Origin of the sequence: Mycobacterium simiae, assembly GCF_008370645.1 — a bacterium.
GTDB classification, from domain to species: domain Bacteria; phylum Actinomycetota; class Actinomycetes; order Mycobacteriales; family Mycobacteriaceae; genus Mycobacterium; species Mycobacterium simiae_A.
In genome coordinates, this window is the sequence record NZ_VTZN01000140.1 from 1 (window position 1) to 14,402 (window position 14,402).

The 14,402-nt window shown below is 63.9% G+C and carries 13 protein-coding genes; 2 read left to right on the plus strand and 11 right to left on the minus strand.

All coding sequences use genetic code 11. From position 1 onward, the window contains the following. Positions 1–154: 154 nt before the first annotated feature. The 6 genes from F0Q45_RS19305 to F0Q45_RS19335 form a co-directional block, all read right to left on the minus strand. Positions 155–2,725, minus strand: coding sequence for a DEAD/DEAH box helicase (locus F0Q45_RS19305; RefSeq protein WP_149655467.1), 2,571 nt, complete (start codon positions 2,723–2,725; stop codon positions 155–157). Positions 2,726–4,127: 1,402 nt separating this feature from the next. After that, positions 4,128–4,676, minus strand: a complete 549-nt coding sequence (locus tag F0Q45_RS19315; protein WP_262491065.1) for a DUF6262 family protein — start codon at positions 4,674–4,676, stop codon at positions 4,128–4,130. Continuing rightward, on the minus strand, positions 4,673–7,165 hold the full coding sequence (locus F0Q45_RS19320) for a tyrosine-type recombinase/integrase (protein WP_149655469.1): 2,493 nt from the start codon (positions 7,163–7,165) through the stop codon (positions 4,673–4,675). Before F0Q45_RS19320 ends, F0Q45_RS19315 begins: the two co-directional genes overlap by 4 nt. Beyond that, positions 7,162–8,334, minus strand: a complete 1,173-nt coding sequence (locus F0Q45_RS19325; protein WP_149655470.1) for a tyrosine-type recombinase/integrase — start codon at positions 8,332–8,334, stop codon at positions 7,162–7,164. Before F0Q45_RS19325 ends, F0Q45_RS19320 begins: the two co-directional genes overlap by 4 nt. A gap of 33 nt (positions 8,335–8,367) precedes the next feature. Further along, positions 8,368–9,405 carry an IS481 family transposase gene (locus F0Q45_RS19330; protein ID WP_149655471.1) on the minus strand — a complete coding sequence of 346 codons (1,038 nt, stop codon included), beginning with the start codon at positions 9,403–9,405 and terminating at the stop codon, positions 8,368–8,370. Between the two features lie 95 nt (positions 9,406–9,500). Next, entirely contained in the window at positions 9,501–10,517 is a 1,017-nt protein-coding gene (locus F0Q45_RS19335) for a DNA adenine methylase (protein WP_262491066.1), read from the minus strand. 98 nt (positions 10,518–10,615) lie between these two features. Between F0Q45_RS19335 and F0Q45_RS19340 the strand changes: the two genes are divergently transcribed. Then, positions 10,616–10,807 carry a hypothetical protein gene (locus F0Q45_RS19340; RefSeq protein WP_149655472.1) on the plus strand — a complete coding sequence of 64 codons (192 nt, stop codon included), beginning with the start codon at positions 10,616–10,618 and terminating at the stop codon, positions 10,805–10,807. On the opposite strand, the gene F0Q45_RS27890 is transcribed toward F0Q45_RS19340, so the two are convergent. The 5 genes from F0Q45_RS27890 to F0Q45_RS19365 all read right to left on the minus strand — a co-directional run bounded on the left by F0Q45_RS27890 (position 10,804) and on the right by F0Q45_RS19365 (position 13,751). Beyond that, complete coding sequence (locus F0Q45_RS27890) at positions 10,804–10,980, minus strand: hypothetical protein (RefSeq protein ID WP_188113031.1); 177 nt, start codon at positions 10,978–10,980, stop codon at positions 10,804–10,806. The genes F0Q45_RS19340 and F0Q45_RS27890 overlap by 4 nt on opposite strands. A gap of 14 nt (positions 10,981–10,994) precedes the next feature. Continuing rightward, a complete protein-coding gene (locus tag F0Q45_RS19345) occupies positions 10,995–11,378 on the minus strand; it encodes a type II toxin-antitoxin system VapC family toxin (RefSeq protein ID WP_149655473.1) in 384 nt (127 codons plus the stop codon). Beyond that, positions 11,375–11,596, minus strand: coding sequence for an antitoxin (locus tag F0Q45_RS19350; protein WP_149655474.1), 222 nt, complete (start codon positions 11,594–11,596; stop codon positions 11,375–11,377). Before F0Q45_RS19350 ends, F0Q45_RS19345 begins: the two co-directional genes overlap by 4 nt. Positions 11,597–12,093: 497 nt before the next feature. Beyond that, positions 12,094–13,128 carry a helix-turn-helix domain-containing protein gene (locus F0Q45_RS19360; protein WP_149655476.1) on the minus strand — a complete coding sequence of 345 codons (1,035 nt, stop codon included), beginning with the start codon at positions 13,126–13,128 and terminating at the stop codon, positions 12,094–12,096. Then, positions 13,125–13,751, minus strand: a complete 627-nt coding sequence (locus F0Q45_RS19365) for a hypothetical protein (protein WP_149655477.1) — start codon at positions 13,749–13,751, stop codon at positions 13,125–13,127. The genes F0Q45_RS19360 and F0Q45_RS19365 overlap by 4 nt, the downstream gene beginning before the upstream one ends. Before the next feature lie 111 nt (positions 13,752–13,862). Here F0Q45_RS19365 and F0Q45_RS19370 point away from each other — a divergent pair, with 111 nt between their 5' ends. Next, positions 13,863–14,213, plus strand: coding sequence for a DUF3846 domain-containing protein (locus tag F0Q45_RS19370; RefSeq protein WP_188113032.1), 351 nt, complete (start codon positions 13,863–13,865; stop codon positions 14,211–14,213). Positions 14,214–14,402: the final 189 nt, after the last annotated feature.

The window sequence follows — 14,402 nt, forward strand, 5'->3', positions numbered from 1 at the left end:
TGCGTCCGCTTTGCTGGCGGATCTCAGCGAGGCGAGCGTGAAGCCGGGGCTCATCGGGAATCATCTCCTGGGTTGTGTCCGATAATTGAGTCAGCGCTCCGCCCGGCGGTCACCACCGATCGGTTCAGCGTTGCCGAATTGACTGCGGAACAAGTCATTTCAGCTCTTCCCTCCAACAACCAGCCGTTCGGGTAGCCCCGCAAGACGGCCTGGATGTTGTCCCGGCATAGGGAACCCAGCGCTTCCACGTCGGGGGCGATTGGCGCACCAATCCGGCCGATAGGGATGCACCAACATCAGCGGGGTCGATGGGAGCACCCTTGAGACGCCTCGGCCGAGCCGCAGCGAACCAGACGGGGTCCAACTCGGCCAGCGCGGCACGCCGATGTAGGGGAAGGGTGCGTGCACGCAAGGCCATCTTCTGGTTGTCCAACCACTTACCCAGCGGCTCACCGTGAGGGGTGAGGTAACTGCGCGGCACCTGCAGGTGCCCATAAGTGGCCTTGAACGCCGCCAGCGCACGCAGCCCGTTGTGCCAGTTGGCGTCTCGCACATCCCATTGCCATCCGGGCTGGCCTTGCACTGCCGCCGCCTGCTCGGGGTTGAGCTGGTTACGCCGACGCCGCAGATGGTGCACCCACTGCCCAAGCCGAAACCCGCTAGGGGTGACGTAGCTTTGCGCCGGGCACGCGTGCTGGTAGCTGGCGACAAACTCACCCAGGGCGCTCAGCCCTGCCTCGAACCGAGCGTCCCGAGGCCGCAACGAGAACCCTTTGAGTGCCCGCAGCCGTTCTTCGCGGTCGGCCGATAGCCGCCCGGCTGCTAGATCGCTACGCTGCACGCTGGCCCATTGATCCAGGGCAAAACCGTCATCGCAGCGAAATCCGCGCGGAATGTGAGCATGACCGTGCTCGTCGATATAGGCGCGAAGGCGTGCGAAGGCCTCCTCCCAGGCCGCCTCATGCAAATTCCACACCCACCCGTGCTGAGACTCCAGTGCCGTGCTTTGCTGCGGGGTCAACAGCGCGCGGCGCCGGCGGTTGCCGCGCACCCACGCCCCTAACGGGAAGCGCGCCGCGGTCACATAGCCTGACGGCACGCGAGCGTCACCGTGCTCGTCGACATAGTCTTGCAATTGTTGAAAACCGAACTCCCAGTTGGGAGTCAGCAGCCGCAGCGCCCGCAGCTGTAGCGCGCCGTAGAGTTCCTCGACGGCTAGGGTGCCGCTGACGTCGAGCACCTCGACCTTGCCACCGCGCTCACCGCCGGGCGCAGCCGCGGACCCGCGGCCATGACGATAGGTGCTGGCTAGTTCGGCGGCTAATTCACTGTCGTGATCGGCCAACGCCAACAAGGTGCGATACACATGCCGGAACCGAGAGCCGGCCACCTGGGCGTCGATATCGGCGTCGGCGTCGACAAGCGCCGGCAGTACCACCACGGCCGGGTCTTCGCGCCCCGGATCCAATCGCAGGGCCCTGCCAACGCATTGAGTGATGTCGAGCTGGGAGGTTCGCGGGCCCGCGAAGACTACACCGTCGAGAGCGGGAACATCGATGCCTTCCCCCAGGCAGCGCACGTTCGACAACACCGCCCACCGCCCGGCTCCGGGATCAGCCAATACCTCAAGGTCCTCGGCACGCCGCCGCGCTGAGGTACCGCCATCGATATGCAAAGCCGCGAGTTCCCCGACATGAGCAACGCGCCCGTTAACCATGGCGGGCAGCGATGTGGTGAAAGCTTTGGATTCAGCGACACTGTTGTGAAACACCATCATTCGCCGCAGCCCGTAGGTGCGGGCGGCCGCGGCAACGGCTAACTGGGCGGCGACGCGCTCGACCGGAACCGCGTGATCTCCTACCCGCACATCCGACCCCGCTGGGGTGATCGCATCGCGCACCTGATCGTCGCTGACGGCGACGACAACGATCAGATAGTCCGACAGCAGTTGCGCATCAATGGCTTCGCGCACCGACAGCGGGGCCACGACCGGTCCGAACGCTGCCGCGTCATCCATGCAGAACACCGCCTCGGCCGCGCCTTTGCGCACCCGCAGCGTGGCCGTCAAAAAGATCCGCACGCCGGCAGGAATCTTGGTGTCGTCGACCACCGTGGCGAACGCAGCCTCGTACTGACCCGCGCATCGGTGGGCCTCATCGGCAACCACCGCGTGCCAGGGCTGCAAATGGTGATAACGGTGCGCATCGGCGATACGCGGACTGGACTGATAAGTCGCGAACACCACGATCTGCGCGTCAGTGGGTCCTCGGTTGGCCCTGCGCCTGCGCGCAACCCACTCAGCCAGCGCGCCTGGACTCGTCGAGACCCGAACTCCATCGTGATCAGTGAACCCGGCGGTGCTGTCGTGGCAGAACACGAACGCGGCTACCCGGCGCCGGCTATGTTTGACCCAAACGTCCACGGTCTGTTTGAGCAGCGCTCTAGTCGGCACCAGCACCAAAACAGTGGACCTACCGTGGCAGGCTTGGTCTTGAGCCAGCCGCTGGCCCAGCAGCGTTTTCCCCGTCCCACAGGGCAACACAATCGTGACGCGGTCATGCTCACCGAGATGGCGGCGCGCGGCGTCAAACGCTGCTTGCTGATGGGGACGCAGTGCCAACGCAATCGGCGCAACCGGGTGGTCCACCTCGTCGAGGCCGCCAGTCAATGCCGCACTCGCTGTCTCGGGCTGGCGATTGGTGATGGCCTGGGGACGTGGCGTCATTACTGGTCACCGAGGGCAATGGCGTGCAACGAGTCCCCGGGGGTTGCCGCATGCCAACAGCTCTCGGCGCCCCGTGGCCCTCGGGAGTTCCTGCGGGATGTCGTGACCTCGGTCCATTCGATCTTGGATGTACTCATTGCCGTCTCCTGAATTGCCCCTCACTTATCCACGATTCGAATAGCGGACTGAGGACTTCGCACGCCGAGCATCGCTCGTGGTCACCCCATGGCATGAAGGTGGAGAACATAGCGGGATACTCGCTACGCCCGCTCGCTGGTGCGGGAATCCCGCACTCACACAGCGGTATCCAATAGCTGTAGTCGTAATCAAGCATCACGTCCGGCCGTGGTCGCCCATCACCGGCTGATTCGTGACGCAGGTCCGGGAACACCGCGCCTACACGGTGCGCGGTCGTCTTACCAGCGTCGTCTCGGGCCCACCAATCACCCAGATGTACACGCATACGAAGTCCCAATCATCCTGCTGGAGTGCGGCGCTCGCTGCAGAACGCGTCAACGGTCATCGGAGCGTCCTGTCGTGCAGTGAATGTCAAATTCCGTGGTGCCCTCCGTGTTCGATGTAGGCCGCCTCCCCCCACGCCTTGCAACACCCGGCATCGAGGTGGGCAGTCAACGAGAGTGGCGATACCGATCACAGCTGACATGTGCAAGATGCCGGCTGGCGATCGGCCCTGGGCAGCCTGATCAGCGGCGACTTGCCCCCCCGCTCAGACCACCGCGCCCCGGCACGGATGCGTATCGGCCCGGTACCTCCACAGCGGTTGCGGCTAGGGTCACGCATCGGCGGTCCTCTCGTCGGATACCGCAAATCGTAACAACGGAATATCGCACAAAAGCAGCGCGCCGCCTGCAATTATTCTGCTCTGAAGTCGACAGTTTTCCCGGCATCGGATATATCAACGAGCGACCTGACCGTCCGCCTGCGCACCGTACCAGCGGCAATGACACGTCCCTCTCGTGCGAGCGAACGATCGCCCCGCCTTGGCCCTTTTTCGCCGCGGGCATTGCATGCAGACAGAAGGGCCACAGAAGAACTGCGCGCAATCTGCAGACGCCCCAATTGCGCGGGGCACCTAGGTGTGGTGTTGCTGCACGGTCTAGCTGTGCTATTCCATGACATTGGTTACGCGGTTAGGTCATCAAACGACAGCTGCTGGGGACGTTCCGGGATGGTTGGCACGATGATTCCGGTGGCGGTCAGCCGGTAGGTCGTCAGCGGGACGCGGCTGGCTGGCGGCTGGTGTCCCAGTGCGGCGTGGCGGTGCTTCTGTGGGGGTCTGGCCTGAAGCTGGTGCAAATCTCCGGCATTTGTGCAGGTCCCGCGGCTGTTCGTTGAAGTTATCGTGCGCGACAGGTGTTGTGCAAGCGTTTGGTCGGATGTGTTATCCGGTTGGCCGGGACGAATTGAGTCCTGTCATCAGTTCGCGGTTCGCGGCGCGGGCGGCCGCGAGGTCCTGGTCTCGTTCTTCAAGTTGTAGCCGCTGGTCGACGACGTGCTGTTCGAGCGATACGACGCGTTGTTGAAGCTGGTCGATGTCGGTGGGTGCGCCGAGTCCGGTTGCGCGCCAGGCTTGTTCGCCGAGCAGTTCGGATAGTCGTGTCTCGAGTTGTTGGATGCGTGCGGCCATGCGGGCGCAGCGTTGCTGGGCGGCGAACAAGTCGGCTTGAAGTGAGGCTCGGGTGACGGAGGGTCCTATGTCTGGTTTGTCGGGTGGCTCGGTTTCGGCGGCGTGGATGCGTTCGAGTAGGTCGCGGTGGCGGTAAAGGAAGGTGCGGTCGACTCCGGCGCGACGAGCGATGTCGGTGACGCTGAGTTCCGCGCCGTTGTTGATGGCGTTGTCGAGCGCGCTGAGGACACGTTGGCGGCGGCGGGTGGAGTCGGCTCGACGTCCCTGGATCATCGCGTCGACGGCGGCTGTGTTGGTGGTCATGTGGTTCTTTCCGGGCGTAGGTCGGGCAGGGTGTTGCGGGTGCGGGGGATGCCGAGTGTGACGCTGCGGTGTTGGCGTGCAATGGTGACGGCTTGTTGAAGTTGTTGTCGTTGTTCGGGTTCGAGTTCGTCGAGGCCGTGGCTGATCTGGTCGATCAGGCGGCGGATGCGGCGGATCTCTTCATTCGAGGGCATCGCTTCGGCGTGTGCCCATTGATCGAGTTCGGTGGTGGCGAGTAGGCGTTCGCGGGTGCGCAGCAGGTCGTCGAGGTAAGCGTGCAGGTCGGGCAGGTAGGAGACATCGGTGCGGAAGTGGTCGCAGCCGGCGCAGCGGAAGCGGAACGGGCAGGCACCACCGCCGGCTTTGACGTTGGACGGTTCAGCACAGACGCCGAACGGGACGGCGACCTCACCGACAACGCGGCGGGCGTGTTCGGAGTCCAGCAACGCTTGGGCTTGTCGCCAGATGCGGTTACCGTGGCGGTCGAACTGCATTGCGGTGACGCGGTCGACGGCTTCGCGGCGGCGGGTTTCGCCGACTCGGTAGTAGCCACTGGTGGTTTCGAGCTTGCGGTGCGACATCAGCTCACGCAGCACCTCGACGGGAACACCAGCGTCGGCGTGGCGTTGGGCGTAACTGTGCCGGTAGGCGTAGAGGACGATCTTGGCTTTGTCGTATTCGATGCCGTCGGCGTTGTGCAGCAACGGCATCCGGTCGACCCAGCTGCGATGGGCGAACGCGAGAGAAAACGCGGTGATCGCACGGCGGCCACCGGGATTACGCCGATCGGTGGGTAACAGCTTCAGCTCACCGACCTCGGTGTGCGGGTAGCGGGCCCGGACTCGTTGCTGTTGGGCGATGACGACTGCGGCGGTCTGCTCGCTGATCGGCAAGCGTCGCGCGGGCCGGTTGGCCTTGTGGTTGTCATAGATCAGCACGGGTAGTCCGTCGTCGTCGCGGGTCAGGCAGTCGAAGTCCAGGGCACAGATCTCTTCGGGGCGTCGACCGGTGTCGATGGCCATCTCGACGGCGGTGCGCATCTGCGGTGAGGTCAGTCGATCCAGGTGTGCGCACAGTTGCGCCATGATTTCCGGTGGCAGGTCCCGGTTCGGTTCTCCTGGTTCGGGTTCGGCGGGCACGTCCGACTGCCCGATGGCGAAGTCCTCGCCGAGACCGGCGGCGATCCCGCCGGGGCGGGTCAGGCCCATGGCGCGGATGCGGGTGAGCACGATGCGGACCTCACGGCAGGCCCGGATCCGGGCATCGCCGCTGATCTGCCCACCCGATTCAAGGTAGGCCAGCCGGTGCAGGAACGCCTCCATGTCAGTGCGGCCCAACGCTTGTGGGTGTTCACCGCGATCGGTACGCATCCGCAACGACTCTGACAGCCGCGCCAGGCAGCCGATGTAGTGGCGCACCGCCATGCCGGCGCTGGTGCGCCGCCCTGACCGGACACGTCGCCTAGGTAGGTCGTCGGCGGCCCACCGTTTGGCCGCCTCCCGCAGCCAGGTCTGGGTGATGGCGGTGAACGACAGCGTGCCGTTGTGCCCGAACACTGCAAGATCCCATTCATCCTGGGTGACTTCGGTTTCCGGGGTCGACAACACGCGGCGAGCGTGTCCTGTCAGGCAGTTGGCCAGGCCGGTGAATTCCAGATCGCGGTCCTCGCCGATGGTGTAGTCAGCCAGCGAGGCCACCCGCTGGGCGCGGATGTCGTTGACCAGCACCCGTAGCACCGCATCACAGGTCTTGACCGCGTTGATCCGGCAGCGCTGCTGCAACCCCGCCAGCAGCTGCGCCACCACCAACGGACTCAAACCACGCAGGCTCACCTCACCGCCGTGTCCTATCGCCGATTCGGTAACCTGCCAACACGATTCGTCGAGACCCGGGTCCTGTTTCCGGAGGCTGCGCAGCCGTTGCTGGTGGGCATCGCAGTAGAGCCCGGCGGGATGGCGCCGCTGCCGGACACAGGCCTGGACCGAGCAATCAGGCAGCAGCGGAAGCGGTTTCACCGTCTGATGCGTGAGAAACGCCGAGAATCCGACTCCCGGCATGCGGCGCTTTTGTTCAGCATGCGCCGAGCACAACCCCGACCGCAGCGACAGCCACTCCCGCGCGCAACCTGGCACCCGGCAGCATTCCGGCCCGCGGCGCTGACTGCGCCGTTCCCGAGGCGGCAGTGCGGCGACCTCAAACTCATCGAGCCCGTTCTCGATGAGCCGTTTGCGGCACGAACCACAGACTCCCGACGCCGCGGTCGCGGTCGTCGCGCAGCCCTCGGCGCGGCAGATTCGGCGCCCCAGCAGCGGATGTTCCGGCGCGAACACCAGGATCTGCCGGGCAGGATCCCAGCCGGCCTCGGCCAGGAAGGCCGGGTCGACCACGGCAGCGATCCGCCCGACGTGGTGGTCGATCCGCCCGCCGGCGAACACATGCTCCCCGGCAGGGGCGCCTGGTACCGGTGCCAGCGCCTGCGCAACGCTCACCGGTCGGTCCCGGCCAACTCACGCGGGCTGTGAACCCGATCGACGGCCTCACGCAACCGGACGGGGTCAGGGTGCAAGTAGACCTGCGACGAACTCATCGACGCGTGACCCATCAAAGTGGCGATCTCATCCAGACCGCTGCCCGCATCAGCCAGATTGCTGCCGAACGCATGGCGCAGCCGATGCGGCGTGACATGCTCAATCCCGGCCCGCCGCGAGCACGCGGTGATGACCTCATTGATCGCGTCCGGGCGCATCGGCGCCCCAATAGGTTCCCGAAACAGGTTGACCAGCAAGAAATCCGACTCACCCGCCCGTGGCACAGCCAGCCGCTCGAACTCGTAGCCGTCGAAAGCCTGCACCACCAGGAAATCCAGCGGCACCACCCGCTGGCGGCGGGATTTGGCCCACGCCCCGTTCAGATTGTCACGACGCACAATATGCAGGTGAGCCCGCGGAAACACGCAGCCCAGCACACGCGAGTCGGCCAGCAGATGAACATCCGAACGCCGCAACCCACACAATTCGCCGCGGCGCAGCCCGCCACGAGCCATCAACAACACGATCAGCCGATCCCGCGCCGACCGACAAGCCCGCACCAACGCCACGATCTCGGCATCGCTGGCCCGGTCCACCGTCGCCTCCGGCTCGTGCAACCGATGCCGCGCCCGCATCCGCCAAGCCATTCGGTGCTCCTCACCGCGAGCCTGCGCCGGCAGGGCACTCTCATCGGCCAGCTCGTAGATCAACCCCATCAGCTCGCTCGGCGCCTGCCCGGAAGTCACCGCGTGGGCGACGAACCCCCGCACCGCGGTCAGCACACCGTTGATCCGTCGAGCCTCCCGCACCGGTTCCGCACCCGGACCCGCCAGGACCTGCCCACCCACCAGACGATCGACACCACTGGCCTGCGGCCCGGCGTGGCGCAGCCAGGTAATGAACAACCCCAGCGCCGCCACGCCGTCATGCCAGTGCCGGCCGGTACAAGCGCACCAGCGCAGGAACAACGCGATGCCACCCGCATACGACCTGGTAGTCAGCTCCGAGCAGTCACGGCCGAATCGGACATGCTGTAAGAACGCATCCGCTTCGGCCACCACCGCCAGATCCTCATCGAGCACCGTCCAATAACGCGCCCCCAACGGCAACTTCACCAGAAACGCCCGCACCCCGATCTCCTCTCGCAGCAGGCAGCTTTACCACTACCAGCCACGAGCACCACACGCCAGGAGATCTGTTGCAGAACCGGCCCGTGTCGCCGATCTATGCAACGTCACACAACAGTCCAGCCACCCCAGAAAAGGTCGTTCGTGGTTGTAGAAGTTCAGAAAGTCGACCAGCGCGATCCGACGCTCCTCCTCGGAGCCGTACTCACGGGCATAGGCCCACTCACGGGAGAGGGTGCCGTTGAACCGTTCCGCCTTACCGTTCGTTGACGGGTGGTAAGGCCGGGTCCTCTTGTGCCGGGTGCCGGTGTCCGCCACGGCCTTCGCCCAGGCGTGCGAGCGATAGCACGCGCCGTTGTCGGTGAGTACGTGGTGGATCGTGGTGATGCCGTGTTCGGCGAAGAACACCACCGCCCGCAGCCAGAAGTCGGCTGCGGTAACTCCCTTCTCGTTCTCCAGCGCCTCGGTGTAGGCCAACCGGGAATGGTCGTCGATGGCGCTATGCAGGTAGGTGTAGCCGACCGCTCCGGTGCCCTGTCCGCGCCGCTTGGATGCCCGGTGCCCATCTGATCCGCGGCCGTGCGCCCACCAGCCACCACCAGTGGGAATGCGGCCAATCTTTTTGATATCCGAGGCGACCAGCGAGCCGGGTTTGTCATGCTCGAACCGGATCACGGTGCGCAACTGCTGGCCCGTCGGTGGGTCTAGATCGGATACCCGGCTGATGCCCTTGCGCACCAGGATGCGGTGCACCGTAACCGGGGCGACCGTGCACTGGTGCTGATCGCGCAGGACCGTTGAAATGCGCGCGGCACCGTACTTGGTCTGCCGCCGAACAAGCTCGACCAGGTGTTCAATCTCGGGACCGGTCCGGCCGGGTGAAGAGGTCGGCGTGGACGAATGATCAAGCAGCCCAGCCGGTCCCGCTTCGGTCCACCGCGCGTGCCATTTGGCCAGACACCGCCGCGAGATCCCGGCCTCGGCTGCCACGTGCGCGATCGGACGGCCGGCATCCACGCGTTCGCACAGTCGTCTTCGTCCTTGCGGGGTCAAGGGCGCATTCGCGTGTGGCATCGCGTCTTGCCCCCGACCGTCTGGACAACCTGAGCTCCCTTCCCAGGTCGATTCGACCGAAGTATGGCGGCCGAGACCGACAACCTTGCTGGTGGTCAGCCCGCCAGCGATGCTCGCCGGTGTGCGCGGACCCGGCACGCTGGTGAGCAGTAAATGCGGCGCCGACCCGAGGGCGCCTGCTGAATGGCCCCTTCACAGACCGGACAACGAGTTTCGTTACATTCGGTTTGGGCGGTCGGCGTTTCGTTACACGTCTGCTCGCCGGCTCCGAAAAGCCCCACGTCAGGCATGGCGAACGACCGCAGTGGACGGTTGGACCACAGCACTTCGGTGCGCCCCCTGTAGACACCGCCCTGACTCGTCGCAGCGGTCAGTTCCACGCGGTACCAATCGCCGTACAGCTCGACGTCGTAGAGCTTGGATGCGTAACCCGACAGGACCACTGTTGCGGCGCAGGAATGCAAGGCCTTGGCCAGGTCCCGATGGTCGTCGGAGCACAGCATTTCGTTGCGGTAGTTGCGCTCTCGAACATCGCCGACATAGGGAGGATCGACATACGTCAAGGTTCGCCTGCCCTTCCCGTAGGCGGCGATCACGTCGAGCGCCTCTCGGCATTCCAGCGATACCGGACGCAGCCGGGACGCGACCGCTTCCATTCGTCGTACGTACCCGTCAAGGCGCCGAGGCATCGAGGTGTGCGCGAAATCAGCGGAGTCGAAGCGCCATCCAGTGGGACGCAAAGTTCCCGTTCTACCCTCGGCCAGGCAGACCCAGATACGCCGCGCGCGTTCAAGGTCATCGAGGTCGCTGGGCCTGTTCAACGCTTCCCGGCGCTCCGCCCGCGAGTGCGGGGTCAGGGCACACACGCGCGCTAATTCGTCGGGACGATCCCGCAGGATGCGCCAGAAGTGCACGATGTCGCCGTCGATGTCGTTAACGGTTTCGAGCCGACTTGGTTTCTTGGCCAACAACACTGACAGTCCACCCGCATAGGGTTCGACGTAGTGGGTGTGCTCGGGCAGCATGGCTGCGATCGTCGCGGCGATCTTCTGCTTGCCGCCGAAATACGCAAATGGCGGACGCAAGGTTGGCGTGGCCAAATCGTCCCCCAACTGTCCAACGTGACGAAAAGAGGGTGGATGGCCACCCGTCACGATTGAGTCTAACCGCAAAGTCGACAAGTGGCCACCCACCACGCGATACTCAGCTGATGACCGGACGGCACAAGAACCAAGGCCTCAATTTCCGACCGGACCCGGACCTCAAAGAACGGTTCAAGACAGCGACGGCGCACGCCGGTACGTCAATGGCAGCCGAACTCACCGCCTTCGTGCGCTGGTACGTCGGCGATACCGACGAGATACCGCGCCGTGTAACCAACGTGGTGAAACACCACATCTAGCGCTCTGGTCGCCGATCCACTGCCGGTTTGAGCTCGTACGCGGCGGAGCGGATGGTGACAACCTCCAGCGGCTCCAGGTCGTTGAGACGGCTTAGATAGTCAACAATCTCCTCTGGACTCAGACCCTTATCGAGGTAGCCGCGGATCACGTTGCGTTGCAGTATGTTCAGCACCTTTTCGCCACCTTTCAGTTCGCTACAACCGTTACCGGACACTGCACACCCGCGACGGCACCGAGCTTGGCATCGGCGGTCACCACGGCACAATCAAGCGCTTCAGCCAAAGCCACATAGGTGGCCGCACCCGCATCGAGGACCTCGCGCAGCGCCCACACCCGTCCAAGCAGGCCGAGTCCACTGACGCGGCGCACCCCCAGCCCGCGCCAGGCCGTCAGCGCCGCCTGCGCCGCTTCGTCCTCGAGGTGACCGCCCGTAAGGAAGCGCCGAAGCCCGTTGGCCACCTCGACGTCAATCACCTCCGGCACCCAGACCCCTTCACCGGCCAGGACCTCGCGGGCCTGGCCGGCGTTGAGCAGTGCGGCCAGCGCCGCCGAAGCGTCGACCACGATCACCGCGGCTCACGGCCTTCGTCGACCGCCGCGACGATCTGTTCGGTAGAGATACTCAGGTCCGGCAATCCACCGAGCAGATCGGCGTTGTCAGCCCGGCGGGCGGCCTCAGCAAGTTCGCGAAGCGCGAGGGTGTTCAGCGATACGCGCTCACGGTCCGCGAGTCGCTCCAGGCGCTCGACGACGTCGTCGGGCACGTTCCGCAGATAGACTGTCCGCACGTTGCATAATGCTAGCATATTGCAACACACCTGCGGCGACTAACTCAGCGCCTACGACGCATCGAATCCACTAGCAGGTGATCACCGGGGAGCGCCTTCGGCATATCAGTCCTTACAACATATTTACTGTACGTAAATATGTTGTAAGGTCGGGGTGTGATTGAGCTATTGTCACTGCGCGGGTTCGCCAACCGCCGCGGACTTGCGCACGGGACAGTGCGCCGCTACCACGCCGAGGGCCGGTTACCGCAGCCCGACGGTGAACTAACCGACGGTGCAGATATCCGTCACCTCGGCTGGTTGCCTGAAACTGTTGACAACTGGCAGCGACCAGGCCAAGGTGCGCGCACCGACCTCCGGAGGAGCACCACTCTCTAAAGAATTGTGTTTGATCGTCGGAATGCGTCGCACGCAACACAGGCTTCGCCTCGGCGCATATGAACGGTGCGGACCGCGAGCAATTCGGAAGGTATGCGGTCACAGTGGAGTAGGCGATATCACACGACGCGAAGCCGTTGGGGTTGTGGGAGTAGTTGGTTCTTGCTGTCGGATGGGTATCCGGCAATGCGGGCGATTTCGGCGGTGGTCAGTCCCTTGGCTTGTAGTGTTGATCGCAGGTGTTGTTGCAGGCGGGGCTTTTCGGGGGGGATGCGTTCGGAACCGGGTTCGGTAATGCGAAAGCCTTTGGCGCTGAGCATCTTGAACAAGCGGGTCCGCTCGGCGGGGGTGATCGTTTTGAGGGTGTGTGCGCGTTGGATGAGAGCGGCAATAGAAACGCCCCATTCCTGTTTGAGGTCGAGCAGTTTTCCGAGGTTGGGTTTGCTCAGGCTGGGTCGGATCGACTCGGCGGGCATGAGTAACTCGGCGGCGAACTCGTCAGCCTCGGCTTCGACGTCGCCGGTGAGGTATTCGCTGTGAAGTACAAGGTGACCAAGCTCATGGGCAAGTGTCCATCGCATACGGTCGGTTGGGGCGCTGGTGTTGATGAGCATCATCGGGTGTTCGTCAATCCATTGGGAGAGGCCATCGAGGCGAGGACTGCCGAAGTCTTCGGCGATCACCATGCATCCGGCGGCTTCTAGCCAGTGCATTAAAGCGCGAACCGGGCCGACGGGCATGCGCCATTGCATGCGTGTCATCCGGGCTGCGGCGCTGGGATCTTCGCCGTCGAATCGGGGCACGATTTGTTCGGCTTGTAGTGATACTTCCTCGAACAGGGCGCGTGCGTGCAGTCGGTATTCGTTGAGTTGGGCTTCACGCTGTCGCCATAGCGACGCTTTGGCGGTGGCCCGCCGACGCATGTGGGCGTCGACCGCCATCGCTGCGCGCCGGTGTTGACCTCGTTGCAGGAATTCGGTGGTAACGCCGAATGCTTTCGCCAGTTCGGCCATGGTTGCCGGGTCGGGCTCGCGTAGCCCATTCTCGTAGCGAGATAGCGTTCCCTGCCGGATTCCGGTCTGTTCTTCTAGCTGCGCTTGTGTCCAGCCGCGAGCGATGCGCAGCGTTTCCAGAAGCTCGCCCAAGTTATTCACTGGTTATCGTCGCCGACGGCCGTCGTACCAGTGTCTTCCTCCCCGGTGATGACGTCGGGCAGGCTGGGCCCATCGATGGTGGGGGTGGCCGGCGATAGCGGGGTTAGGGCTTGTTGGGTTGCTGCCGGTTCGGCCAATGTCACCAACCAGATCACGTTGTCTTTGGAGTCGCGGAGGGAAATGACGGCGTCGCGGATCTGGCGTTCCTCACGTTCCCAGATGTAGCCCAGCAGCAACCGCACTTCGTGCATGCCTTCGAGGGTGAGTTGTTGTTCCATGAACCCCAGCGCGCCTTGGGTTGAGTATGTCGCGACCGATCCGTACTCGTCGTGCCGTTTGGCCCGAAAGTGGTAACGGTCAGCGACCCGAAAACGGCGCTCGGGCTCGTCGTTGACGAATGCGCACTCGGGCAGGTGCTCGAGGTGTTGTTGCAGGTGTACCCACATGCGGTCGTGAATCCAGTTGGCCAGCCCGCGTTCGGAGTGCTCGGCGACCCAGGCAGGGCGCAGCTCTCGGTACATTGCCAGATCGCTGCGTGTGTCGCGCACGGCTGCGGCAATGCCGTTGACGATCTTTTCGCCAAGATCGCCGATCACAGCATCGGATTCATATGAGGAATTCATACCGGAAAATATACCATTGTTGCTCTGAAGTGCCACAACGCACAAGCGTCTCTCGACGCTATCCTTACCACACCCTTGACATTACAGCCGTTTAGATGTAAGGTTGCGGTTGTGGAAACCCACGCAACCACCGCCCTCGTCATCCACCCAGACGGCACCCTCGCAGACATTTCCCTGCACCCCGGTGATGATTATTTGCATACGCTGTACTCCGAGATTGGCTGCCAAACAGTCGATCTCGTTGCCCTCACGAGCGCATTGGACATGTGGGTCGATGACGAAGGGATCTACCAACAACCGGTCAATCCCATCGCCACCGCCCTAGCCCGCCGGTATGGATTCACCTGGCAGGCCTATCACGGCCCGGCCGTCTTGTGTGGCCACGACGGCCCAGCCACCATCGGATTGACTCATTCACAGCTCCGTACGCTGCTCACCCAGCTCGACGACATCATCAGCTGAGGACTCGTGTGCAACTTCCCGAAAATATCGGCAAGATATCCGGTTCCATACGAAGGAGATTGCTGGGACATGATCGATGAGGAACGCGTGAACATCGTTGATGCGGTCGATGATGTGGTGATTGTGCCCGCCAATGACGTGCGGGTGGGTGACTACGTCTTCTCCACCACAGGTACTCCCTCGCGTGTT